At 65.0% G+C, this 23,144-nt stretch carries 28 protein-coding genes; 14 read left to right on the top strand and 14 right to left on the bottom strand.

What is annotated here, in order from left to right:
* The first annotated feature begins 59 nt into the window (after positions 1 to 59).
* The gene (locus VJ162_RS08130; RefSeq protein ID WP_324663607.1) at positions 60 to 449 is read left to right on the top strand and encodes a hypothetical protein; all 390 of its coding nucleotides are present in this window, start codon (positions 60 to 62) and stop codon (positions 447 to 449) included.
* Positions 446 to 1,210 carry a hypothetical protein gene (locus VJ162_RS08125; protein WP_324663606.1) on the top strand — a complete coding sequence of 255 codons (765 nt, stop codon included), beginning with the start codon at positions 446 to 448 and terminating at the stop codon, positions 1,208 to 1,210. The genes VJ162_RS08130 and VJ162_RS08125 overlap by 4 nt, the downstream gene beginning before the upstream one ends.
* On the opposite strand, the gene VJ162_RS08120 is transcribed toward VJ162_RS08125, so the two are convergent.
* Entirely contained in the window at positions 1,207 to 2,214 is a 1,008-nt protein-coding gene (locus VJ162_RS08120) for a tyrosine-type recombinase/integrase (protein WP_324663604.1), read from the bottom strand. The genes VJ162_RS08125 and VJ162_RS08120 overlap by 4 nt on opposite strands.
* Before the next feature lie 393 nt (positions 2,215 to 2,607).
* Here VJ162_RS08120 and VJ162_RS08115 point away from each other — a divergent pair, with 393 nt between their 5' ends.
* Entirely contained in the window at positions 2,608 to 4,275 is a 1,668-nt protein-coding gene (locus VJ162_RS08115; protein WP_324663603.1) for a sensor histidine kinase, read from the top strand.
* A gap of 147 nt (positions 4,276 to 4,422) precedes the next feature.
* Positions 4,423 to 5,400 carry a hydroxyacid dehydrogenase gene (locus tag VJ162_RS08110; RefSeq protein ID WP_324663602.1) on the top strand — a complete coding sequence of 326 codons (978 nt, stop codon included), beginning with the start codon at positions 4,423 to 4,425 and terminating at the stop codon, positions 5,398 to 5,400.
* A 124-nt stretch (positions 5,401 to 5,524) separates the two neighbouring features.
* On the opposite strand, the gene VJ162_RS08105 is transcribed toward VJ162_RS08110, so the two are convergent.
* The gene (locus tag VJ162_RS08105) at positions 5,525 to 5,662 is read right to left on the bottom strand and encodes a hypothetical protein (protein ID WP_324663601.1); all 138 of its coding nucleotides are present in this window, start codon (positions 5,660 to 5,662) and stop codon (positions 5,525 to 5,527) included.
* 195 nt (positions 5,663 to 5,857) lie between these two features.
* Positions 5,858 to 6,145 carry a DUF7577 domain-containing protein gene (locus VJ162_RS08100; protein WP_324663600.1) on the bottom strand — a complete coding sequence of 96 codons (288 nt, stop codon included), beginning with the start codon at positions 6,143 to 6,145 and terminating at the stop codon, positions 5,858 to 5,860.
* Positions 6,146 to 6,256: 111 nt separating this feature from the next.
* Between VJ162_RS08100 and VJ162_RS08095 the strand changes: the two genes are divergently transcribed.
* Entirely contained in the window at positions 6,257 to 6,691 is a 435-nt protein-coding gene (locus VJ162_RS08095; protein ID WP_324663599.1) for a hypothetical protein, read from the top strand.
* A 9-nt stretch (positions 6,692 to 6,700) separates the two neighbouring features.
* The gene (gene nucS / locus VJ162_RS08090) at positions 6,701 to 7,429 is read left to right on the top strand and encodes an endonuclease NucS (RefSeq protein WP_324663598.1); all 729 of its coding nucleotides are present in this window, start codon (positions 6,701 to 6,703) and stop codon (positions 7,427 to 7,429) included.
* On the opposite strand, the gene VJ162_RS08085 is transcribed toward nucS, so the two are convergent.
* The 7 genes from VJ162_RS08085 to VJ162_RS08055 form a co-directional block, all read right to left on the bottom strand.
* The gene (locus VJ162_RS08085) at positions 7,426 to 7,686 is read right to left on the bottom strand and encodes a HalOD1 output domain-containing protein (protein ID WP_324663597.1); all 261 of its coding nucleotides are present in this window, start codon (positions 7,684 to 7,686) and stop codon (positions 7,426 to 7,428) included. The genes nucS and VJ162_RS08085 overlap by 4 nt on opposite strands.
* A 40-nt stretch (positions 7,687 to 7,726) precedes the next feature.
* Entirely contained in the window at positions 7,727 to 10,477 is a 2,751-nt protein-coding gene (mutS, locus tag VJ162_RS08080; RefSeq protein ID WP_324663596.1) for a DNA mismatch repair protein MutS, read from the bottom strand.
* A 117-nt stretch (positions 10,478 to 10,594) separates the two neighbouring features.
* Entirely contained in the window at positions 10,595 to 11,761 is a 1,167-nt protein-coding gene (locus VJ162_RS08075; RefSeq protein ID WP_324663594.1) for a DUF5305 domain-containing protein, read from the bottom strand.
* Between the two features lie 100 nt (positions 11,762 to 11,861).
* Complete coding sequence (locus VJ162_RS08070) at positions 11,862 to 13,007, bottom strand: signal peptidase I (protein WP_324663592.1); 1,146 nt, start codon at positions 13,005 to 13,007, stop codon at positions 11,862 to 11,864.
* Positions 13,008 to 13,079: 72 nt separating this feature from the next.
* Positions 13,080 to 14,003 carry a hypothetical protein gene (locus tag VJ162_RS08065; RefSeq protein ID WP_324663590.1) on the bottom strand — a complete coding sequence of 308 codons (924 nt, stop codon included), beginning with the start codon at positions 14,001 to 14,003 and terminating at the stop codon, positions 13,080 to 13,082.
* A 48-nt stretch (positions 14,004 to 14,051) separates the two neighbouring features.
* Positions 14,052 to 14,861 carry a hypothetical protein gene (locus VJ162_RS08060; protein WP_324663589.1) on the bottom strand — a complete coding sequence of 270 codons (810 nt, stop codon included), beginning with the start codon at positions 14,859 to 14,861 and terminating at the stop codon, positions 14,052 to 14,054.
* Positions 14,862 to 15,239: 378 nt separating this feature from the next.
* Positions 15,240 to 15,869 carry a hypothetical protein gene (locus tag VJ162_RS08055; protein WP_324663588.1) on the bottom strand — a complete coding sequence of 210 codons (630 nt, stop codon included), beginning with the start codon at positions 15,867 to 15,869 and terminating at the stop codon, positions 15,240 to 15,242.
* Positions 15,870 to 16,226: 357 nt separating this feature from the next.
* On the opposite strand from VJ162_RS08055, the gene VJ162_RS08050 reads away from it, so the two are divergent.
* The 5 genes from VJ162_RS08050 to VJ162_RS08030 all read left to right on the top strand — a co-directional run bounded on the left by VJ162_RS08050 (position 16,227) and on the right by VJ162_RS08030 (position 18,816).
* On the top strand, positions 16,227 to 16,376 hold the full coding sequence (locus VJ162_RS08050; RefSeq protein WP_324663587.1) for a hypothetical protein: 150 nt from the start codon (positions 16,227 to 16,229) through the stop codon (positions 16,374 to 16,376).
* Positions 16,377 to 16,534: 158 nt separating this feature from the next.
* Entirely contained in the window at positions 16,535 to 17,137 is a 603-nt protein-coding gene (locus VJ162_RS08045) for a DUF7344 domain-containing protein (protein WP_324663586.1), read from the top strand.
* Positions 17,130 to 17,612, top strand: coding sequence for a hypothetical protein (locus VJ162_RS08040; protein ID WP_324663585.1), 483 nt, complete (start codon positions 17,130 to 17,132; stop codon positions 17,610 to 17,612). Before VJ162_RS08045 ends, VJ162_RS08040 begins: the two co-directional genes overlap by 8 nt.
* A gap of 42 nt (positions 17,613 to 17,654) precedes the next feature.
* The gene (locus VJ162_RS08035) at positions 17,655 to 17,981 is read left to right on the top strand and encodes a thioredoxin family protein (protein ID WP_324663583.1); all 327 of its coding nucleotides are present in this window, start codon (positions 17,655 to 17,657) and stop codon (positions 17,979 to 17,981) included.
* A gap of 64 nt (positions 17,982 to 18,045) precedes the next feature.
* Entirely contained in the window at positions 18,046 to 18,816 is a 771-nt protein-coding gene (locus VJ162_RS08030; RefSeq protein WP_324663581.1) for a hypothetical protein, read from the top strand.
* On the opposite strand, the gene VJ162_RS08025 is transcribed toward VJ162_RS08030, so the two are convergent.
* Positions 18,813 to 19,250: a universal stress protein gene (locus tag VJ162_RS08025; RefSeq protein WP_324663579.1), complete on the bottom strand. Its 438-nt coding sequence runs from the start codon at positions 19,248 to 19,250 to the stop codon at positions 18,813 to 18,815. The genes VJ162_RS08030 and VJ162_RS08025 overlap by 4 nt on opposite strands.
* Before the next feature lie 24 nt (positions 19,251 to 19,274).
* A complete protein-coding gene (locus VJ162_RS08020) occupies positions 19,275 to 20,369 on the bottom strand; it encodes a sulfite exporter TauE/SafE family protein (protein ID WP_324663577.1) in 1,095 nt (364 codons plus the stop codon).
* A gap of 182 nt (positions 20,370 to 20,551) precedes the next feature.
* Here VJ162_RS08020 and VJ162_RS08015 point away from each other — a divergent pair, with 182 nt between their 5' ends.
* Positions 20,552 to 20,737, top strand: a complete 186-nt coding sequence (locus tag VJ162_RS08015; RefSeq protein WP_324663575.1) for a hypothetical protein — start codon at positions 20,552 to 20,554, stop codon at positions 20,735 to 20,737.
* Between the two features lie 8 nt (positions 20,738 to 20,745).
* Here VJ162_RS08015 and VJ162_RS08010 read toward each other — a convergent pair whose 3' ends face one another.
* Entirely contained in the window at positions 20,746 to 21,381 is a 636-nt protein-coding gene (locus tag VJ162_RS08010; RefSeq protein WP_324663573.1) for a DsbA family oxidoreductase, read from the bottom strand.
* Between the two features lie 71 nt (positions 21,382 to 21,452).
* Positions 21,453 to 22,175 (bottom strand): hypothetical protein, encoded by a 723-nt coding sequence (locus VJ162_RS08005; protein WP_324663571.1) that lies wholly within the window; start codon positions 22,173 to 22,175, stop codon positions 21,453 to 21,455.
* A gap of 179 nt (positions 22,176 to 22,354) precedes the next feature.
* Between VJ162_RS08005 and VJ162_RS08000 the strand changes: the two genes are divergently transcribed.
* Entirely contained in the window at positions 22,355 to 22,810 is a 456-nt protein-coding gene (locus VJ162_RS08000) for a ferritin-like domain-containing protein (protein ID WP_324663569.1), read from the top strand.
* A 71-nt stretch (positions 22,811 to 22,881) separates the two neighbouring features.
* Positions 22,882 to 23,127 (top strand): PRC-barrel domain containing protein, encoded by a 246-nt coding sequence (locus VJ162_RS07995; RefSeq protein ID WP_324663567.1) that lies wholly within the window; start codon positions 22,882 to 22,884, stop codon positions 23,125 to 23,127.
* Positions 23,128 to 23,144: the final 17 nt, after the last annotated feature.

The following is a 23,144-nucleotide window of genomic DNA, read 5'->3' as shown; positions in this document are numbered from 1 at the left end:
TGAATCCGCCAAGGTTGTAGATGGTTTTAAATTGTAGGAAGAAGAGGTTTTGATGTCTCATGAGCAAAGCGGTCGGAAATATTGCAAAGATAGATTATACTGACCTATACCGCTATCTGGCCTCTACAGGTACGATTTTTGTATCTCTCTCCTATGTGGGAATCGCTGCATATCTAATCGCCAGCCTCACAACCGACAATTCAATTAAGATTCTACAAGCACTTCTTTTGATATTCCCAATGGCTGTCGGATTCGGACTTCTATATGCGGGGCTATTTGGAGTGGGAAGATTAGATGGCTGGATTGAGAAACAGTCAACAATGGATGGCAAGCATGAGGCACATCGCGATTTGATAGAAAAGCAGGTTCAAGCGTTTGAAAAGAAAAGCGACCCTCAGTTCCCTCAGGAAATATCAGCAAACATACAAGATTGGTCAGGTAATCCATGAGTATCTCTACGGAAAAATTAGAAAAATTCGTTCAGCAGTTGCAAGAAGCATATTCAGAAGAGTCTTTTTTGCAGGAATATGTTGAACGGAGTTCCTTCAACCCTGAACAGCATACAGAAAGAGAGTATGTCCAGATAGGCAAGCGAAGCAACCTCCCTAAACGCTTCTTTTTCGAGGATGAGGCAGTAGTAAATCAGGTTCTTAGCAATGATTTTGCTAAGACCATCGCACAGGGAGAAAAGAGACATATTCTATCCACTATTGAGAAGCAAGCCAACTCAGGTCATCTGAGTCAGGTAACCGTTGACGATTTTGAATTTGATATTATCATTGAGGCCTACTCAGAGGTATATGAACCAGACTATCTATTTCTCCCAAATAATACAGAATATAGACAAACTCTATTCGACTGGCAAAAAAGAGGGCACATTGAAACTGGTTATCGAACCGTAGCAATTGGTCAGTCGGAAATCGAAATCAAATGGATTCCTAGTAAATTAGAGATAAGTGGCGGATTCCTGTTCAATAGCGACTCCATTGAGGTAGTACAAAAACAGTACAAAGATGCTGACCGTCCAGATGAAGCCGACTTTATGCCCGGGACAGATTGGTGTTCAGAAGAAGACTTTCTTATGACATATTTTGGAAAGAAGTTTAATGGCGACCCTGACGAATTCGATTTTTGGCTTCGGACAATTATATCAGAACCAAGATTGAAGCGTGGTGGAATATGCCACTTGAAATTTGACGAAGAGAATTAAATATCTCTTAGATACTCTTCTCGACGCTCCATCTTCTCCGTCTTAGTGGCCTTGTCGTAATGCTTGTCGAGTATGTCGTGGCTCATATCAACTCTATCTGCGGTGACTTCCTTCGGCTGTCCGGCGTTCAACGCCTCGGTGACGTAGCCCCGCCGTAGCGCGTGCGGGCTTATCGAAGCCGGACATTTGCTGGCGGTATTGTACGAGGTCGCTTCGCACTCGTCAATATCGCGGTCCATTGGGCACTCTCCTGTGTAGTGGCACGGGCGAGTCACGGTGTAGACGTTCCGCTGGATAGTCGAAGGCTCACACCGCTTCCCGTGCGTGGACATTAGCAGGGGCGTGCGTCCGTGGTCGTCTTCCTCGTCGGGATGATTGAACCGGAGGTAGTCACGGACAACGTCGGCGACCTCGCCGCTGATACGAACGTCACGCTCGCCCTTTCGCTTGTTCTTGAGCGGCGTCTCGGTGTCCGGTCGGTGACGAACTCGAAGGTAGGGACTCGCGCCGCCTTCGAAGTCGCGCTTATCGAGGGCATACAGCGAACTCCGGCGCATCCCGGTTTTCCAGAGTACCGCGAAGATGACGTGTCGCAGGCTGGCGTACTCGTGTTTTTCGAGGTAGTCCAGTATCTCCGTTGCTTCGTCCCGGGTGAGGATGTCGTCGGACACCTCGTCTTCGGGGTTCGGCTTCGGAATACGCACCAACTGGTTCATGCCGTCCGGGACGGCGTTGATGTGTTCGCAGAACCGGATGAAGCCCTTGATGCAGGTCATGTCGGTCTTGAGGGTGATGGTCTGGACGTTCTCAAGCCGCCACTCTTTGAATCGCTGGATTTCGTCGCTCGTCAGTTCGTTCAGATTCTCTATCCCGCCCTTATGGGTGAGCCAGTCGCAGAAGACGTTCAACGTGGTCTGGTAGTTCGACAGCGTGGAGTCGGTAACGTCGGTGGATTTGTCTTTGAGGTAGCGGTTCATCGCTTCTTGCGGTGGAGTTGCGTTCATCGTTGGGTTTCTCCACCGAACGCGCGTTATCGCGTGCCGAGAGTTCGGGCTGGCTACCCGCCGATGGGCAACAGCCGATGTTTCGCGTCGCGTACGCCGAGGCGGCCTCCGTCTGCGGTGCGGTGGGAGGCCGACCGCCGAGGCGTTGAGGCCCCGGGTTCAAATCCCGGCGAGTCCATAGCGACTTTTCGTCCTGTCGAACTATCCGGATAGTGGCTAGTGTAGCGACTTTCCCCAGGAGTTACACTACTGGAACCTGCGTAACCAATCCCCGTTCAAATATATCCCGGAGTCGGCGTCTGGATCCGGACAGCGGCCGATAGGGTCGCACGGGGTCAGTACATTGTGTCGTGATGAACACTTAGGTTTCTGGAACTGTAATATCCAGTTTACTTGCTCTCCGGACCGACCTTCATCGATGTTCTCGCGCTTCTGACGTTGCTGGCGGTGGTCCCGGTCGGGCTCGTCATTCGGGCGAGCTGGCGACATCGGCACCAGCCGGCGTTCAGGTGGCTGTTTCTGGCGATGGTGGCAGCCGGCGTCTGGACGGTGGCGCGGGCCGTCTCGCTGTTCGCGAACAGCCCGACCGTGACAATCGCCATGGATCGCGTCGTCATCTTTGCCGTCTCGGTGCTTGCTATCTGCTGGTTCCTGCTGGCGGTCGAATCGGTGTTCCGCCGGCCAGTGTCGGAGTATGCGTTCGCCGTCCTACTCGCTGTCCCGGTCGCGACACAGGTTCTGGGCCTCGTGCGGCCGACGCTGCTGTACACCGCAGACAGCTACGTTGACGACCGCGGTGTGTTCCAGAACACAATCGGACCGTGGCTCTCTTTTGATCTCTTTCTCTTTGGCTTCGGATTGGCGCTGGCCGCCGTCGCCCTCTGGACCGGCCGGGCGTTGACGGGCCCCCGGAATCACGTCGAATCGTCGACGCTGATGGTCACCGGTACGCTGATTTTCGCGACGCCGTCGGTGTTGCACACGACTGGCCTCGTGCCGGAGTACGTCGACGCGACGCCGGCGGCGCTGTTCGTCGCTGGCGGGCTTATCCTCCATGCGCTGCGGGACCACCCGGGCGAGCAACTGAAACTGGGGCCGGGGCGAGAGACCGTCTTCGATATCCTCAACGAGGCCATCCTCATCGTCACCGACCGCGGCGTCATCGTCGACGCGAACCGCCGCCTCGGTGACCTGATTGACATGTCGTCCGTCGCTGGTAGGGACGCCCTCGACGTCCTCCCGGACGCAGCGGGTCTCGTCGCCGCGCTGGAGCGTGGCGACGCGGAGTGGTCGGGGACGCTCTCGCTCGGCGACCCACCGCGATATTTCGACGCGCGCCTCACCACAATCGAGTACGGGCTCGGCGCCCAGGGCCGTGTCGTGGTGCTGAGAGACGTGACCGAACGCCGGGAGCGCGAGCAGCGCTTGGAGCACCAAAACGAGCGATTGGAGCGGTTCACGAGCACGGTCAGCCACGACCTCCGGAACCCGCTGAGCGTCGCCAGGGGACGGGTCGAGTTGCTGGATGCGGAGACGGACAGCCCCCACATCGGTCCGCTAGACAGCGCGCTGGGGCGAATGGACACGCTCATCGATGAGACGCTGTCGCTGGCCAAGCAGGGTCGTATCGTCGACGAGACCGACACTGTCGACCTGGCGGCCATCAGCGAGCGTAGCTGGGCGCGTGTCGACACGGAGGATGCGACGCTAACCGTAGTGAACGACAGTCGTTTTCTAGCCGATTCGAGCCGTGTCGAGCGCGTGTTCGAGAACCTCTTCCGGAACAGCGTAGAGCACGGTGGTCCGGACGTGACGGTCCGGGTCGGTTGGTCCGCAGACGGGTTCTACGTCGCCGACGATGGACCGGGTATCCCGCCGGCCGACCGTGACGGGGTCTTCCAGTTCGGGCAGACGTCGGCGGCCGACGGAACCGGCTACGGCCTCGCCATCGTCGCAGAGATTGCCTCGGCTCACGGGTGGCGCGTCGACGTTTCGGCGAGCAGGTCCGGCGGCGCACGGTTCGACTTCGCCGGTGTCACTGTCCCCTCGTCCGAGAAGTGAGACCGCTGGTTGTCGGCACGTGCGGGTTCCTGCCCCGGTCTGCTGTGTTCTTTCGTGACGCGACACCCGACAGTGTGCAACGGCGCACCAGCGGTAGGCTCGCGGCGGGGTTGTAAACTTTTCACTACTTCCCGTGAAGAGAGGGATATGTCTGAGACGTGGGAGGTCTTACTGCCGAAAGAAATCGACCCGTCGGGGCCGGAGTCCATCGCGGACTTCGCCGACTGTACGGGGATGGACGAGTACGAGAGCACCGAGGCCGCACTGAACGATATCGGACGCTACGACGCCGTTATCGTTCGCGTCGCACCCCTTACCGCCGAGGTCATCGAGCGGGCGGACAGGCTGAAGGTCATCGCCAAACACGGCGCCGGGCTGGACAACGTCGACATGGCGGCGGCCGCCGAGCGGGACATCGCCGTCTGTAACACGCCCGGAGCGAACGCCCAGTCCGTCGCGGAGCACGCCATCGCCTCGCTGTTCGGGCTCCGTCGACACCTACACACGGCCGACAGACACGTTCGGGGCGGCGGGTGGGAGCGGGCGGCTTTCACGGGGCGGGAACTCAGCGCGGACACGCTTGGCCTCTATGGCTTCGGAAATATCGCACAGAAGACGGCCGCGATGGCCACGGGGATGGGCATGCGCGTCATCGCGTACGACCCGCGCAAACCGGACGAGTACTTCCCCGAGGGCGTTCAGCGCGCCGAGCGGTTCGAAGGACTGTTCGAGCGGTCGGACGCGGTGAGCGTCCACGTCCCGCTGACGGACACCACCCGCCACTCCATCTCGACCGGGGAGCTGTCGGCGCTTGGCGAACACGGCGTCGTCGTCAACACCGCCCGGGGCGCGGTCATCGACGAGGCTGCACTGGTCGAGGCGCTCGAAGCGGGCACCGTCGGCGGGGCAGCCCTGGACACCTTCGAGTCGGAGCCGCCGGGCGCGGACCACCCGCTGTACGGTCGCGACGACGTGTTGTTGACGCCCCACGTCGGCGGGGTGACGACGCAGGCGCTGGCCCGGATGAGCCGACGGGCGGCGGCGAACGTCCGGACGGTCTACGAGGGTGGTATCCCCGACTCGACGCGGAACGCGTCCGCGCTGTCGGGGGTGGACGAGGAATGAGTGTGGGGGTTGGCTTCGGCGTCGTTCGACTCGAACGGGGTAATCGGACGCGTCGACGACACGGTCTCGGGGGCGACCGGACGGGAGCTGAACGGCTGGCCCACGAGAAACCCGTCTGGCGGCGTTATCGGCGGTCTGATTCGGGGTTGTTCTTTCGGCGGTAGGTCCCGACCATCTTCCAGAGCGCGTCGTCGATTTGCCCACCGTTTGCTTCGGCTTCGAGCTGTCGGTACAGGTTCTCCGGGACTTCGATTCGAGGCATCACCTGTGTTTACCGACCGGGTGTACATAAAATCTCTCTGACACGGAATCGAGTAAATGCTTTCAGTCGGGCGGTTAGCGTTCGTCACGGTGTGTTGGGGACAGTCACCCTACTCTGGGCGGCAAGCGACGGACGCGGTCGTTCTCGTCGCGATGGCTCGGGCGCCGGCCGTCCGGGGAGCCGCTACAGCGCCCGTCAGTGGGCGTTGGGCCGCTCCCGCGAGGGGCGCTGTGGCGTGCCACTCGACATGTCGGCGATACACTCCCGACAGAACTGGTAGCCCTGCTCGTTTCTCGTCCCGCAGTTGGCACAGGTGACGAGCCCCGCCTCCTCGTCGCCGGCCGCCGACCGTGTCGCCTCGGGGTCGGACTGTGCGGCTCCGCTCGCCGGCTCGCCCTGGCGCCGGTAGGCGTACAGCATGGTCAGGATGTGGACGCCGACCAGCAGGGCGATGGCACCGTACAGCCATTCACTCCCGAGCATACGTGATTGTACGGTGACGCGACACTTGAGGGTTGTGCATAGTTGACATGGGCGGGGAGCGCCCTCCTCGACGGCGAGCGTTCAAGTACGGTGCCGGGCCCATCCCCGGCCATGGGTCAGCGCACGCTCGTGGTCGTCCCGCGGTCGGACGGCCGCTACGACTGTCGGCACGCCCACTGGGGTGTGACTGTCGACCCGCTCGCCCAGTCCACCCCGCTGGCCAGCGGCTTGCCGGCGTCGGCCGTCCTCGACGAACTCGACGCCGGCTACGACCGACTGACTGTCCTCGGCGGGACCCCGCGCTGGTACTGCGTCTGCTGGCTCGACCCGACGCTGTCCGACCACGACGACATCGCGCTGGCGCGGACGGATGACCCCGGCGAGTTACGGGACCGCTGGACCGAGGCCAAGAGCTGCGCCGTCGACGCTGTAGCCCACGGCGTCGCCCCCGACGCCGCGCGTGCGGCGCTCTTGCTCGGACTGGCCCGCCGAGCCGACGCCCTCTACCATCCCGGCGACGCGTCCTTTTTACGCGACGACGGCTAACCGACAGCCGTGACCGCCGACAGCGCCGTCGAGACGCTCTCGTACCCGGAGGCCGACACCGCCCGAGACCTGGTCGCCCGCGCCATCGACCGGGGCGCGATGGTGACGCTCTTTGGCCGGTGTACCGTCGAGTACGACGGCCGCGCGGCGAGTTCGCTCGGGCCGGGGGACCGCCACGTGACGCTGAAACCGGACGGGGCGGCGCTGGTCCACACCGACGAGGGCCAGCAGCCGGTCAACTGGCAGCCGCCCGGCTGTGACCACTCCGTCACCGTCGCCGACGGCGCCCTCGAACTCCACTCCGAGCGCTCGAACCCCGAGGAGACTCTCGATGTCACCTTCGAGACGGTGGCCCACGCCGCCGCCTTCGACGTCAGCGACCCCGAGGAGCTGGCCGTCACCGGGACCGAAGCCGACCTCAAGGAGCGCATCCTCGAAGAGCCGGCCCTCGTCGAGGCCGGCTTCACGCCGCTGGCGACCGAGCGGGAGACCCCCGCCGGCGCCGTCGACATCTACGGCGAGGACGCCACCGGTCGGACCGTCGTCGTCGAGCTGAAACGGCGCCGCGTCGGGCCGGACGCGGTCGGGCAGCTCGGCAGGTACGTCGACGCCCTGGAGCGGGACCTCCACGCGGGGACCGAAATCCGGGGCATCCTGGTCGCCCCGTCGGTGACCGACCGGGCGCGCCAGCTGCTCGCAAAGCGGGGACTGGAGTTCGTCTCGCTCGAACCGACCTAGTACACTTCGACCGCGTCGCCGGTCACCACGACCCGATGGTCGGCGTAGTTGAAGGTCACGTGCGCCGCGCTGTCGGGCTTGTCGAGTATCGTTTCGAGGGCTTCGGGGTCGATTACGCTGCCGAGTGGCTCCAGAGACTGGGGGTCTTCGTTCTTGACGGCTGCGACGGCGCGAACGATGGTGATTGTGAGCGGACTGGTGCCCGTTGGCTGTCGGACGAGCGGGGACCCATCAGTTTTCCCACCGGGGCAGTTCATACAGTTAGTGTATTCATTTTATCATAAAAACTCTGGTCCCTTACTCGTTAGTTAGTCCGCGCTCGGCGGTGTCAGCGAGAGCGGCGAGGGTGTTGAGCGCTTCCAGCGGCGTCATCGTCGCCACGTCGATGTCCCGTAGCCGCTCCTCGATGTCGTCGGTCCGGTCGCCCCGTGACGGGCCCTCAGCAGACTGGTCCGGTTCGGGGTTCCCATCCCCGCGCTGCCCGGGGCCGGCGACCGGCGGGGCCCCGCCGGAGGTCGACAGGCGCTCGCGGGCGTCCTCGACGACGGGTTCGGGCACCCCGGCCATCGACGCCACCTCGACGCCGTAGGAGGCGGCGGCCGGCCCGTCGGCCAGTTCGTGGTCGAAGACGACCGACCCGTCTTCCCGACTCGTCTCGAAGTGACGGTTGGCCACCCCGGCCAGCTCGTCGGCCGCCGCCGTCAGGTCGTGGTGGTGGGTCGCAAAGAGGGTGTAGGCGCCCACCTCGTCGTGGAGATACTCCGTGACCGCGCGGGCGATGGCCAGGCCGTCGGCCGTCGAGGTCCCCCGACCGACCTCGTCCAGCAGGACCAGCGAGTCGGCCGTCGCCTCCGTCAGGATGGTCGCCAGTTCGGTCATCTCTATCATGAACGTCGAGCGGCCGCCGGCGATGTCGTCGCTGGCGCCGACGCGGGTAAAGACCCGGTCGAGAACTGGCAGGTCGGCAGACGACGCCGGAACGAACGAGCCGGTCTGGGCGAGCACACAACAGAGTGCGACCTGTCGCATGTAGGTCGACTTCCCGCTCATGTTCGGCCCGGTGAGGACGACGAAGTGGGAGTCGGTATCGTCGTCCTGTGTCGCCGGTTCCCTGCGGTCACCGGCTCGCTCCGAGACGCCGCCCTCCGGTCGGCGTCTCGCCAGCCTGGTGTCGTTCGGCACGAACGACTCCTCGGTGCGCTCGACGACGGGGTGGCGCCCGGCCTCGATGTGGATGCCGTCTGCGCCGACGGTCGGGCGGCAGTACCCCCGCGTCGCGGCCACCTCGCCGAAGGCGACGAGGGTGTCCAGTCGCGCGAGCTTGTCGGCCAGCGCCTGGACGCGTTCGGCCGCCTCGGCGACCTGGTCGCGCACCTGACAGAACAGCTCGTACTCCAGGTCGTCTGCTGCCGCCTCCGCGCGGAGTATCTCCTCTTCGCGCTCTTTCAGTTCGGGCGTGTAGTAGCGCTCGCTGTTTTTCAGCGTCTGGCGGCGCTGGTAGTCCTCGGGCACCGAATCGAGGTTGGCGTTGGTCACCTCGATGTAGTAGCCATGCACCGCCGTGTGGCCGACCTTCAGCGAGTCGATGCCGGTGCGTTCGCGCTCGCTCGCTTCGAGGTCGTCTATCCACGCCTTGCCCGACTGCTCCGTCGACCGAAGCTCGTCCAGTTCGTCGTCGTACCCCGCCCGAATCACGTCGCCCTCGGTGACCTGCTGGGGCGGGTCGGGCCGGATGGCGGCCTCGATCTCCTCGCGGGTCTCGGAAAGCGGGTCGAGCGTCGCCTGTAAGTCCGCGAGCAGCCGGGAGTCGGCGTCGGCGAGTGCCTCGCGAACGTCCGGCACCACCGACAGCGTCGCCGAAAGCGAGCGCAGGTCCCGCGCGTTGGCCCGGCCACGGGACACCCGCGAGATGAGCCGCTCGATGTCGTACACCTGCGAGAGCAACTCCTGGAGCCGCTCGCGGGTCCCCGGACTCCGCTTTAGCTCGCCGACGGCCTCGTGGCGCGCCTCGATGCGGTCCTCGTCCAGCAACGGGCGGCGCAGCCAGTCCGTGAGCTTGCGCCGACCCAGCGCACAGGCCGTCTCGTCTACCGTGTCCACCAGTGTCAGGTTCCCGTGGCCCCGCACCGAGCGCCGGTCGAACAGTTCGAGACTGTCGACGGCGACCGCATCGAGCAGCATGTACTCCCGCGGGTCGTAGCGGGTGAGGTGGTTCAGGTAGTCGAGGGTCCCCTCCGGGTCGACGTCGGGGTCGACCGGTTCGCCGTCCGGGCCGACCGCGCCCGACTTCCCGCGGGTGTACTCGGCGTAGGCCAGCAGGGCGCCACAGGCCCGCCGCTCGGCCTCGCCCGCGAGCAGCCGCTCGGGCGGGCCGAAATAGCGCTCGATGCGGGCCCCCGCCTGCGCTATGTCGAAGGCGTCGGCGTCGTACTCGGTGACGAGACAGCCCCCGCCAAAGACCGCCTCCCGGTCCACGTCGACGCCGGGGCCGACGATGGCCTCCGCCGGCCCGAACCGGCGCAGCTCGTCGGCCACGGCCGTCTCGGAGCCCACGCTGGTCGCGTAACACGCGCCCGTCGAGATATCGACGAGGGCGAGGCCGTACTCCTCGCCCGCCGCCAGCGCCGCCACGTAGTTGCTGTCGGCCCCGTCCAGTAGCTCCGCCTCGGTCAGTGTCCCCGGCGTCACGACCCGCGTGACGGCCCGCTCTACGACGCCGCTGACCTCGTCGGGGTCCTCGACCTGGTCGGCGATGGCGACCCGGTAGCCCGCATCGAGCAGCGTCTCAATGTACGACTCGGCGTTGTCGATGGGGATGCCCGCCATCGCGTACTCGCCCGTCGAATCGGTGCGCTGTGTCAGCGTGATCTCACACAGCCGAGCGACCCGCTCGGCGGCCACACAGAAGGCCTCGTAGAAGTCCCCGACCTGAAACAGAACCAGTGCCTCGTCGTACTGTTTGCACAGATCGAAGTACTGGGCCATCATCGGCGTCAGCTCGTCGTCCAGCTCGGCCATCTTCGCCGGTGGCCCGAGCGCCGCGTCCATACCCGACCTCGGGGGGTCGGCCCCATTATACCCCACGGTCGGCCGGGACTCCTCTCGCCGACTACCCGTTCGTGCAGACCGTCGCGGTAACAAACTGGGTCGGTACAGCCGGCAGTCTCACTCCTCAGTGTCGCCCTCCACCGCGGGCGGGGCGTCGTCCGGCGAGTCCACCGTCTCCGGCGGCGGTCGCTCCGCCGGCTCGACTGGGGTGTCGTAGCGGTACCACCTGTCGCCTGCCAGGACGAGACAGGCATTCCGGGTCTGGTCTTCGATGACCCGGTTGTCCGTGTCGATAGCCACGTCGACGAGCCCTTCGAGCGAGTCGACCTCGACGACCGTCGACGGGCTGTCGTGGGCCGGCACCCGGCCGGTGGTTATCCAGTCGTCGAACGACTCGCGCGTCTTGCGGTAGGCGAGCCACTCCCGCTCGCGCGCGGAGATGAACAGCCAGCCGGTACGGCTCGCGTACACGAGCCCGGACATTCCGCCCAGCGAGAGCAGCGCCAGCAGCGGCCCGGCGGCCGTCCGAAGCGAGCCGTACGTGGCCGGGACGCGAACCTGCTCGCTCCGGTTGTCCGAATCTGTCACCGGGCCGGGGTCGTCGACGCGATAGACGCTGCCGTCGGATTCGATCGGGAGCCGGTAGGTTCGCACGGTGTCGACTTCCTGCCCGTCGCGGGTCCCCGACAGCTCCGTGCGAGCGACCAGTACGGTCTGTAACTCCCCGGGGGTCCCGCCGAGTTCCTCGTCGATCCGCTGGCGTTCGGCGTCGGCCGCGCTGACGTTCACCGAGAACGGCACTGTCGTCCGCTCGCCGGGGCGAAGCGACTGCGTGCTCGACTCCGCGACGGTGCGGTCGACCCGCCAGTACACCGTCTCGGCTCCCTCGTCGGCCGATTCGACGGACCGGAAGACCAGCGACAGCGTGGTGTCGACGGCGAGGTCACCCCCGCCCCTGGCCCCGTAGCCGTAGGTGAACGACCCGTTCAACCGCGGTGTGACCGACCGGAAGTACGTCGTGCGGTTCCGTAGCACGCGCCCCTCGGCGAACGCGCTGGTCCCGTTTACCACCGTCGCCCGGTGTGTAAACTCCCCGCTCGACTGCCACGACACCCGCTCGCGCGTTTCCGTTACCGCCCCGCGCTCGACGTGTGTCGCGTACGTGAGGTACCCGCCGAGGACCCCGACGAGCAGCAGGCACCCGAGTACCAGCGCGTAGTTGTCGGCTATCACTGTCCGAACGCGGCGTGTCCCTCTGTCCATCGTATCGAGTATATTTACCATCGTCTGACACTCCCCCTGTTAGCTGTTTGCCGTCTCGCTCCACCGAGTCGCGTAGCCGCGTCGCCGGCGGCCGCCCGCCGACGGTGTTTCGCCGGCACGGCTACCGCCTCCCCGAGAGCAGTCGTCTGATTCGGGAGAGGCTCTTGCGGGACCGTGACCTGACCCGTCCGGTGTCGACCAGCGCGACGCCAAGCAGGTAAAACGACCCGCCCAGTAGGGCGTCGATGACGACCACGGGGAGCCACGGGTGGACCAGATACAGCGACCGGATCGCTGCGGGCGGGAGGACGAGCAGGTACCGGTGTTCGACGATGTGGTACCGGTAGTACCCGGTTTCGGGCGGGGCCGACAGCGTCAGCGTCCCGTTGACCGACGACCGGGGCTCGACCACGGCCGCTCGGGGCTCGACGTTGACGCCGTCGTCGACCGGTTCGACGTACCGGACGACCGGAACGAACCCGCCGTTGGCCGTGGTGTACTGGACCGACTCGCTGGTCCCCTGCTCGATGACGCGCGGACCGGGCGAGTCGCTCTCGGCGCTGACGACGCCGAACTCCTGTGGTCCCGCGGGCACGACCATCGCGGCCGTGGCCGACAGCACTATTGCGGCGGCGAAAACGCCGACGACGAGATGCACGCTCGTCCCGGTGTCCCGGGCCGTGTCCCGTTGCCGTCTGCGGTCGCCACCGAACACCACGTCGGCGACGTACGCGAGCGCCGACAGCGCCACGAGGAGGTAGGCCAGCCCCTGCGTACCCAGCAGCGAGCGCGACCCGAAGAGGCCGGCCAGCTGCCGCTGTGTGGCCTGTAGAACGCTCTGTGTCCCCTCGACGACGACCCCGACGCCCGGCACCGTCAGGATCGTCCCGCCGGGCTGCCAGGCAACGGCGACGATCTGGGCCTCGCTGACCGGCGGCTCGCCCCCGTCCTGGTCGGTGAAGGGGTTCGCGTCGCCTCTCGTCACGTACCCCCGGTCGGTCTCCTCGACGACGCGGTGGGTCGTGAGCCCGCCGCCCTGTATCTCCTCGGCCCGGAAGACGACGACATCACCCTCCTCGACGGGGCCGGCGATGTCGGCCGGGATGGCCACGAACCCCTCTCCGGTCTCGATGGTCGGCTCCATGCTCCCCGAGGTAACAAACCCGAGAAGCACTGGCTGACCGAGCACCTGCCCCAGGACCATCGAGACGAGGAAGACGACCAGCGCTGCCTCTCCGAGTAGGGTCCCCACCCTGCGCAGTCCCATCACCGTAGAATCATATTCCCTGACATATAACCGTTTGTGTGAAAGGAAACTGTCATTTTCGGGTTCGAGTGGCTACAGCGAACTGAGCCACTCCGACTCCAGGACGACCAGTATGTACGTCGCGATGAACCCGAGCGCGTACCCCAGCAGATGCGTGTAGAGGTTCAGCACCCGACCGCCGACGACGGGGTCGACCGGAAAGGTCGCAAACGGGAGCGCCAGGAACAGCCCCGTCGCCACGACGGCCAGCTCGAAGTGGCCCGCGCTGCCCGCGGCCGCCTGAAGGGTCGCGCACCACGCCGTCCCCTCGCCGGTCGCCGATAGCAGATACAGGGCCACGACGAGCACGAGCGCGGCCAGCAGCCCGACCAGTGTCGCCGTGACGACGTCGCCCACTGCGACTGTCCGACCCCGGAACGGGACGGTCACGCCGTAGGTCAACACCGCTCCGAGGGTCAACAGCGTGATCACCAGCAGTCCGAGGAAAAAGAGCAGCGGCGCGGTCGTCCGCCGGCGTCCGATACCGAACTGCGTCTCGGCGTGGGTCGCCAGCGCCAGCGGCAGATAGCCGTACAGCGCCAGCAGGACACCCGAGAAGCCGGCGCTCCCGCCGGCGCGGACGAGCGCCAGGTTCAGGTACGACAACACCACCGGACAGACGGCCAGCAGCGAGACGAAGACGACACGGAACCGCCACCGCTCGCCGTTGACCACGCTCAGCAGGTACGCGACCGGGACCACGAGCGCGTAGCCAAGCAGGTTCACCGCCAGATGTCCCGGGCCGACGTGGACGAACGACGAGGCCAGCGCGGTCCGGAGAGTCGGGTCGCCGTACTCGAAGACGAGCGACTGCCGAACCGACAGCGGGAGCGTCGCGGCCGCAAGCAACACTGCCGGGACCGCACACAGCAACAGCACGTCCGCCACAGTCACCGGCCCGAACACCACGCCGAGCGGTCCCGCGTCGGTCGAGTCCCGCTCTTCGATTCCCTGCATCGGTACGTTCTGGGCTTTTGACTGTCGGCGGTATCACAGTTCCGGCGCTCACACGAACTGTCGGTAGCCGGCCAGGGCCGCGAGCAGTCCCAGCAGTCCGCCGCCGATGACCACCAGCGGGCCGAGGCCGAGACCGCCCAGTTCGATCAGTCCGTCGCCACCGTCGGAACTTTCGGCCTCTGGCGTCGAGACGGGCGTCTCCGCGTCCGTAGGCGTCCCGCCGGCGGCCGGCGTGCCGTCGGTGCTGTCGTCCCCTTCGGGCGTCTCGACGCCGCCGTCGCTCGTCTCGGTCGGCGTCGTCGGCGCGGGCGTCTCCGTCGGGGTGGGCGTCGGCGTCGGCGGCGTGTACCCATCGTCGTCGTCGTCCCCGTCGGCCACCTCCGCGTTCACACTAAACGTATCGGCCTGCTCGACGTCGTGGTCGCCGCGGGTGTCCACCAGCAGCCCGACGGTGACTGTCTCGCTCGGTCCGAGGACGACGCTGTTTGCCCGCCGTTCCAGCGAGTCGTCGCTGTCGTCACCGCGGTAGAACCGCACGTCCTCGGCGTCGTCAGTCAGCCAGACCCTCGCGTACTGGTCCCCGGTGTAGGTCATCGTGAAGACGCGGGGAATCGGCGTGACCGCGTTCGAACTGACACCCTCGCCCTCCATGGCTGGGTTCGCGCCCGTCAACAGCAGCTCCAGCTCGTCGTTCTCGTTCAGCAGGGCGTAGTTCCCGTTCGGGCCGTCGGCGGGCCGGAGCTCGATGTCCCCGCTCACGTCGTCGGTGCCCGTCAGGCCGAAGGGCGCCGCGCCGGTCGGGACGAGCACCGCTGCTGTGGCGAGCGCGGCGACGAGGAGGAGCCCTTTGCGGGACATACAGACGAGTCTGTCCCTACATATTCATGCCACGCAATTAGTATTTGATTGTTTGAAGCCGGTTCAAACGACGTTTTCACGAGTATCAGCCGGGAAAACCCGGCGGCGTCGGCCCGCCGGGGTGAACGGATCTGTGGGGTCAGGACAGACCGGCTAGGGGTCAAGTGTCGCCCTCTCGGGCGAGGCCCACCGGCGGAATCGAACCGCCGAGATGCCGGCGTGGGCGGGAGGCGGCGTTGTGCCTCCTCCTAGCTGTCGGGAACTTCGGCGACTATCGTTAACGTCTCATCGAACGTCCGGAGTCGGAAGCCGCTGTCGCCGTGAGGTTCAACCAGTTGTACGGGAGTGAATTTGAGTGTAGGCTAGACTCAGTTATTCTCAGCGGTTGTATCCCTGGGCGTAGAGACCGAGTTCGCCCGGAATGTCGCTGGGGTCCGTTTTGACATCGCTGAATGTACTCGAGTCACTCAGGTAGAATTCCAAGTGTATGTAAGCGCTGTCACCCGAATCAAGAGTAAGGAGGCTCGCAGAGGTTCCGTAGCTCTCGTCTCCGAGCGGGTTTGGCGACCCGTTCATCACGTTCATCTCACCGTATCCCGGTGAGTTCTCGTCGACCTCACTCGAAGTCCAGTACACCGCTAGGGGGTCGACACCGTTGCCATCGCCACCGGCGTCGGTGTCTAGACCGTTGACGACAACATTGATCGAGTCGGTCCCGTTGTTGGTTATCTTGAAGACGTTCTGGAAGAGTGAAGTCGCCTCGTCGTTCAGTCCAGCCCCGTTCTGGCCGTTGGAGCCATCGAACTCCAGTTCCATTTGCCCGCTGGAGTTGATCGATGCGTACTGGCTAATCGTCGGGTCGAGCCCTAAGTACGCCTGACGGTCACCCGCAACGTTCACGTTAAGCGTACGACTGGCACTGACGATCGAAAACGCCCCGGTACCCATTGCAGCGGCCGAGCCGGCCGCGAGCGATCCTGCGCCGATGAGGAACTTGCGTCGGTTCATAGTTGTCTCAGCGCACGCCTGCCCACCCCCACTACGCCGCTAGGTGGGTCGAACGTGCTATCAGGTGCAAGCACCCCTACCCGCATTGTAGTATTCTCTTTGATATATCTGCACAATACGTTTGAACGACAGTATGCGGTCTTTGCGCTCCCCACTGCTGGCGGGCCCAGCCGGTATATCGCCCTTTGACCGGCACTCGACAGCCACTGCGTGGTCTACCATGGTGGTGAAATCCGGCCAAACGAGCCGGTCAGCCGCCGAGAATAACCGAACGGTGGTGTTCAAACTACATTTGTGGGGAGTTCACAAACTTCAATACAAAGTCCAGAGCCTCGAATATGTCTATCGATGAGACCGATGTCCGAATCACACTCCCCCCAGGCGACGCCCATCGAAACCCATCTCGAGACGGCCCTCGAGATGGCGGAGGACGACAAGGCAAAGTACCATCTCCGCGAGGCATACCAGAAATGCGTTTTGCTGCGTGAGCTGTTGGACACCTCGTAGTACCGTTCCGACCAGATGTTCCGTTCTGTTAGAAATAACCACACATTATAATTTTCGCTTTCCGGAAATTAACTCTTGTTCGTCTCACGAAAACATTTATAACCTCTCTCACATTACATGTCAAGTAACCGGAGTTGGGATCCGGGGTGGGATACGGCATGAGCAAGGCCATATCGGGTACGGGGGAGACCCCAGAGTCGGCCGGGGTACAGAGTGGGCAGGACAAGCTCTCGCGCGACGACGCGTTCGAGATGCTGAGCAATCGCCGCCGCCGGTTCATCCTGCACTACCTGCAGGACGAGGACGCAGCCGCGACGCTCTCGGACCTCGCCGAGCAGGTCGCCGCCTGGGAGAACGAGACCGACATCGCGAACATCTCCGCCAGCGAGCGCAAGACCGTCTACACGTCGCTCCAGCAGTTTCACCTGCCCAAGATGGACGAGACGGGTATCATCGAGTTCGACCAGCGGGCCGGGGAGGTGTCCATCACGGACGCCGCGCAGGACCTCGATATCTATCTCGAAGTGGTCGACACGTACGACATCCCGTGGAGCTTCTACTACATCGGTTTCAGCGCCATCGGAACGATTCTCGTGACGCTGTCGTGGCTGGATATCGCGCCCTTCGCCGCGATACCGTACGTCGGCTGGACGGTGTTCCTGCTCGCGGCGCTGTTGGTCTCCTCGGTGTCACACTACGTACTCACGCGCCGGAATCGGCTGGGAACGGGCGAGTCCCCCCCGGAGGTGAGTGATGCGTAGAGTTCTGTTCGTTCTCTGCGCGCTCGTGGCCGTCGTCGGCCTCATCGCGGGCACTGGCGGGTTCACCTCGGCGGAGGCCGACCGGAGCGTGGCCGTCGAGGTCGTCGGCGACGACGACGCCTACATGGCGCTTGATTACTCCGACGAGACGATAACAGTGGACGAAGGCGAGTCGGTCGACCTGTCCGTTGTCGCCGTCACGAACCAGTTCACCGAAGCGGTGACACTCGCCGTCGACTACACAGTCGAGGAGGTGTCCGGACTCTCGACCAGCGGCGGCAGCGAGTCGACGGAACTCGGTGTCGGCAACGAGACCGACATCTCTACGACCGTCACCTGTGACGCTCCCGGCGAGTACCATGTCTCGGTCGAGTTCGGTGTGACAGCTGACGGTGACAGCGTCTCCGCGGCGACGAGCGAGGACCGGTCCGTCGAGTACGCGGTCACCTGCGAGCAGCGCAGCGCCGCCCCGTGACCACTGGCGAGGCGTTTTGTCCGTCGACCGCGTAGGTTACGCATGACGACGACCGACGGTACGACAACTATCAGCACGCGCGACGAACTCGATGCCCTGCTCGCCGAACACGAGCGGGTCTTAGTGATGGTCCGGACCGCCGGCTGTACCATCTGCAAGTCGATGGCGCCGGTTCTGGACGGCGTCGCCCGGTCGACCGATGCGACTGTCGTCGAGTTCAACCCCCGCGACGACCTCGACGCGGTCGCCGACTTCGCCGTCCGCAGCGTCCCCACGTTCCTCCTCTTTGTCGACGGGGAACTGGTCGACCGCCGGGCCGACGGCTTCGTCCCGACCGACGACCTCGCCGCGTTCGCCGCCGGCGCGTAGTCCGTGTCTCTAGATCACATAGCTAGACAAACCTTTTCATCGAGTTCTCTGTAGGTGACAGTTGATGTCCCTCCAGATCAGTTCCGCCCTCCGTTCGGGCGGGGAGAAACTGCTCAGTCGAACCGGCGCGATACTGCTTGCCGCGTACACCGTCCTGATGGCCTCCTTACTGCCGCTCAGCAACACGATGGTGGTCCGTCTCTACGAACGGGCCGGGCTCACCGAGGCCACCGAGGCGATGCCGCTGGTCCTCGACGTCCCGCTGTCGGTCGCCGTCGGCGGCTATCTGGTCGGGACGCTCGCCGGCGGGTACCTCTCTATTGTCGCCATCCGGACGTTCGTCGCCGGCGACGGCGGGCAGTTCCCGCCCGGGGCGTTCACCCGGAACGTCCCGCTCGCCCTCGCAAACGCCGTGGTCGGCGGTCTCGTCTACAGCCTGCTCATCGGGCTGGGGACGATTGCGCTGGTCGTCCCCGGCATCATCGCCTACGTCGCTTTCCTGTTCATGCTGCCCTACGTCGCCGTCGAGGACCGGAACTTCGTCGACGCGCTCCGGTCGAGCTACCGCCTCAGCAAGGGGCACTGGCTCGTGCTGTTCGTCCTCGTCGTCATCGTCGTCTCCGTCGCCGGCTTGCTCGGCGGCGTCGGCGGACTCGTTTCGAGCCTGCTGCTCCCGCCGGTCGTCGGCCAGCTGGCGCTTGCGGTCCTGACCGCGCCCGGCTCGCTGTTCTCGCTGGCCGTTATCGCCGCGGCGTTCGAGCAGTTGCGCGAGGCCGAACCCGACGACCCCGCCGGCGCGGCTCCGACCGCCGAGACGCCCTCGACGCCCGTCTAGTCCTCCGTCAGCCGGACGGTGACGACCGGGACCGGCGACCGACGGACGACCTTTTCGGCGACGCTGCCGATGAGATAGTGATCCAGCCCGGTCCGGCCGTGGGTCCCCATCACGACCATGTCCATCCCCTCGTCGTCGACGTAATCGAGGATGGCCGTCTTGGGGACGCCCTCGACGACTTCGGTCTCGACGGCGACCTCGTCGGATAGCATCGCCACCGTCGTTTCGACGGCGTGGTTGGCCCGCTCGCCTTCCGCCTCTTTCCAGGCTGCCGCCGAGAGCCCGCTCGCCGGGCTCTCGAAGCGGTTGCGCGTGTCGACCACCGAGAGCACGTGGACGGTGGCGTCGAACCGCTCCGCGATGGCCGCGGCGTGTTCCGTGGCCACCTCGATTCCGTCGCTCCCGTCAGTCGGAAGCAGGATATCGTCGTACATGGGGGGAGACAGAACGCGGACGGGTTAGAAAGCACCGGAGGCCATCAGGAACAGCGCGACCGCGATGACGCCAAAGAGGACACCGACGCCCTTCTTGATGAGTTCCGTGTCGATGGCTGCCGAGACGTAGGGCGCGATCTGGCCCCCCGTGACCGTCGCCGGGACCGTCCAGACGACCATGTTCCACGGCGTCGAGGCGAGGTCAAGGCTGTGGCCGCCGGGGACCAGCCCGCCGCCGAAGACGTGGACGAGGGAGGCAAGCACCGCGGTGAGCGCGACGACGATGTGGTTGGTCCCGATGGCGACCCGCACCGGGACGTTCGTCCGGAGCATGGAGATGATGCCGAGTTCGCCGACGCCGAAACCGGCAAGCCCCTGGAACACGCCGCCGATGCTGTAGTTCCCGAACCGTTCGAGCCAGCCGCCACGCGAGTAGGTGTAGTCGTCGCCGTCGCGGTCGACCCGGGTGACGGTGCCGTCCTCGGCCGTCTCGACGCCGGCCGGGCCGAGCTTGTCATTGTCGTCGGGTAGCTCGGACTCGCCGCCATCGGCCGAGACCTCCGTCTCCTCGTCGCCGGCCGCGTCGGGCTCGCCGTGGCCCAGGTCGGCGTTGAACAGGAGATAGGACGCCACGATGAGCGCGATGCCAAGCAGCGCGTGGAATATCGGTGCGGGGATGACAAAGGAGAGCAGGGCGCCCGCGACGACGAAGGGGATAGCGCCCAGCACCAGGCTCAGCGCGAGCTTGCGGTCGACGAGCCCGTACTGGATAAAGGCCAGCGACGAGCTAGAGAGCCCGAAGGACTCGCTGATGAGGCCGATCTTCACGAGCGTCTGGGAGTCCAGCGTCTCGCCGGCCAGCAGCGGGAAGATGAAGATGAGAAAGGGGACAAAGAGCGCGGAGCCGCTTATCCCCACGGTGTTGACGATGGTCGCGCCAAGCAGGAAGAAGACACAGAGCCACCAGGACTCCAGCCAGTAGCCGGCGCCGGCGTCGGCCGGCGTCGGCGCCAGGAAGTACACGGACACAATAAACAGCAGCGGCGCGAGAAACACGAACACGTGCTGGTACTTCAAAAAGGCCTTCTGGATGTTGTCTGCCGATGACGACGTGGTCATTGAGCGTGAATCCTCTGTTGGGAATTGGAGTATAAAACCGTTGTTCTCTCCGCAATCTGTCGGGATGATTCGTGTGGAATTCCCCGCGTTCCGGCTGCTCGCCCGGGAATACCTTTCGCGGCCGCATGTGCGAAAACGAGTCCCTAATGTTTATTATCGCGGGTGTGGTAGAGCCTATCGTAATGAGCTATCCCGAAGGGCCAACTGCAGTGGAGCAGTCACACGACGAGACAGATGCGACTGATCCGGCCCCGACGGACGGCGCTTTCGCGAGCGTACTGCGGTCGATACGCGCTCACCTCGACACGTGGAGCCGCCGCTACGTGGAGATGCGTGTCGACGCGCGAACCGGCCGTCGCGGCCAGTAGAGTCCTTTTCAGACGCCCTCTACCAACCGTTCGAGCTGTGCCGGTGGCACCGCCCCGCGAGCGGCGTGGCCGTCGTAGGCGAACGTCGGGACGCCGGTGACGCCCTGTTGCTGTGCCCGGCGGAACTGCTCGTGGACCGCCTCGCGGTGGGTCTCGTCTGCGAGTAGCTCACGGACGCGCTCGGGGTCGATACCCACCGACTCGGCGATGTCGGCCAGCACCTCGGCGTCGCCGATGTCGCGCCCGTCCCGCCAGAGCGCGTCCAGCACCGCCTCGTCGAACGCCAGCCACGTCTCGTAGTCCTCGCTGTCTTTGAGCGCGTAGGAGACGACCTGTGCGGGCAGTGAGTCGATATCCGTGGCCATGTCGAGGTCCATCTCAACGTCGTATTTCTCCTGGAGGCGACGGACGCCCTGTTTGGCCTCCTCGAAGTACTCCTCGTCTTTGCCGGTGTCGACGCTGTGGTCGATAGTGCCGTCCTCGCGCCGTTGCCCGCTCCGGAGGTCGAAGGGACGCCAGTCTATCTCCAGTGACTCCTCACGTGTTTCCTGGTACTGCTCTAGGGACGCCCGGCCGAGATAGCAAAACGGGCAGACGTAGTCCGAGTAGACGGTAATCCGCTGGCTGGCCTGTTGCTCACTCATACGCCCCGTATCCGCTCGACCGGCAAGAACAGGCGTCGGTCGTGTGCGGGCGATGCACAGCCGCTCGGGGGTCACGCGCCGTCGCGCAGGTGGCCGGCGACGGCGTCGAGGTGGGCTCGCCCGACGACCGCTACCACCTCCGCCGTCCCGCCGAGCGCCGCCAGTCGGTCGGCCATATACTGCTCGCGGGCCGCCCGACGGATGGCGGCCGCGGGCGGCGACCCGAAGGTCCGGAGCATCGACCGGGCGGTGTCGATACGTCGTCGCTCTTCCTCGGCCTGACGGGCCGGGTCGTCCGTCCGGGCGGTGTCGTAGGTCGTGGGCGGGTCGACGGCGACATGTACCGCCGTCAGCGCCGTCACGGCGGCCGCGACTCGCCGCCTGAGGGCTCGTGACGTGACCGAGCGGAGCCCTGCGGCCGTCTTCCGGACGGTGTCCGGGTCAGCACGCTCCGCGTACAGTTCGGCGGCGAGATAGCGCAGGAACCCGGTCGAGGGACCGTCGATACCGACGACGCGGTCGGTGTCGGCGGCCTGGACGGCGGCGCTCATCTCCCCGCCCAGCGCCGGCGGCGTGTGCTCGTCGGCCGCCTGCTGGACGGCGAGTGGTACCGCAACTGGGGGCAGTTCGAGCGCGAGCGCGTCGGGGTCAACCGCCTCGATGGCGGTCCGCACTCGATAGATGCTCGCGGGGTGGTCATGGAGGACGCCGACGAGGACGACGCTGTCGACGCGTTCGAGGTGTGTCTCGTCGAGTCGCGGGTCGGTCGCCGCCCGTTCGGGCCAGGGGGTCACAGCTACCCGACACAGGGTGGATGGGACGGATTACCCTTTCGGATAGAGTTGCTTACTTGATAGTAGGTTTGCACAGCCACCTGCTACTGCAGGGTAAGACTCTCATAACAGCATATTGGGGACTATTACCGACACGTTGGCGTCCGTATACGTTTACGTGTGAGACGACAAACAGCTGTATGGCGAACGACCGCGTCATCGAACTGCTGCGCGAGGCGTACAGCGACGAGATAGAGACCGTGATGAACTACCAGACAAACGCCATCGTCCTCGACGGCGTCCGCGCCGAGGAGATAAAGGAGAGCCTCCAGACCGACATCCAGGAGGAACTCGGCCACGCCGAACTGCTCGGCCAGCGGCTGAAACAGCTCGGGGCCCAGCCGCCGGGGTCGGCGGAGTTCGTCGCCCGGCAGGACTCCCTGCAGCCGCCCGAGGACTCGACGGACGTCATCACGGTCATCGAGGGCGTCCTCGACGCCGAGGAGGACGCCATCGGGACCTACCGCGACCTCATCGACGCGGCGGAGGAAAACGACGACCCCGTCACCGAGGACATCGCCGTGACTATCCTCACCGACGAGGAGGCCCACCGGACGGAGTTCCAGGGGTTCCGGAAGGAGTACCGCAGCGACTAACGCGGGCAGGCCCGGTCCGAACTCGGTTCGCTCAGTATAACAATACCGTCGCTCCCCCGAGAGCCACTGCGATGGCAGACTCCCAACTCACCGAAACGGACGAGGGGAAGAAAGTAGTGAACCACGACGGCGACCAGATCGGCGTCATCTCGGGCTTTCGCGGCGGAGAGGCCTACGTCGACCCGGACGCCGGCATGACCGACAAGATAATGTCCTCGCTGGGCTGGAACGACGTCGGCGAGGACGACTACGCGCTCAGCTCCGACCAGGTCGCCGAGGTCACCGACGACGAGGTCCGGCTCACATCGGCGCTGTAACGCGTTCTCGGCTGGTT

Origin of the sequence: Haloarcula sediminis (assembly GCF_035656455.1) — an archaeon.
Classification (GTDB): domain Archaea; phylum Halobacteriota; class Halobacteria; order Halobacteriales; family Haloarculaceae; genus Haloarcula; species Haloarcula sediminis.
This window is presented reverse-complemented; position numbering and strand designations above follow the sequence as displayed.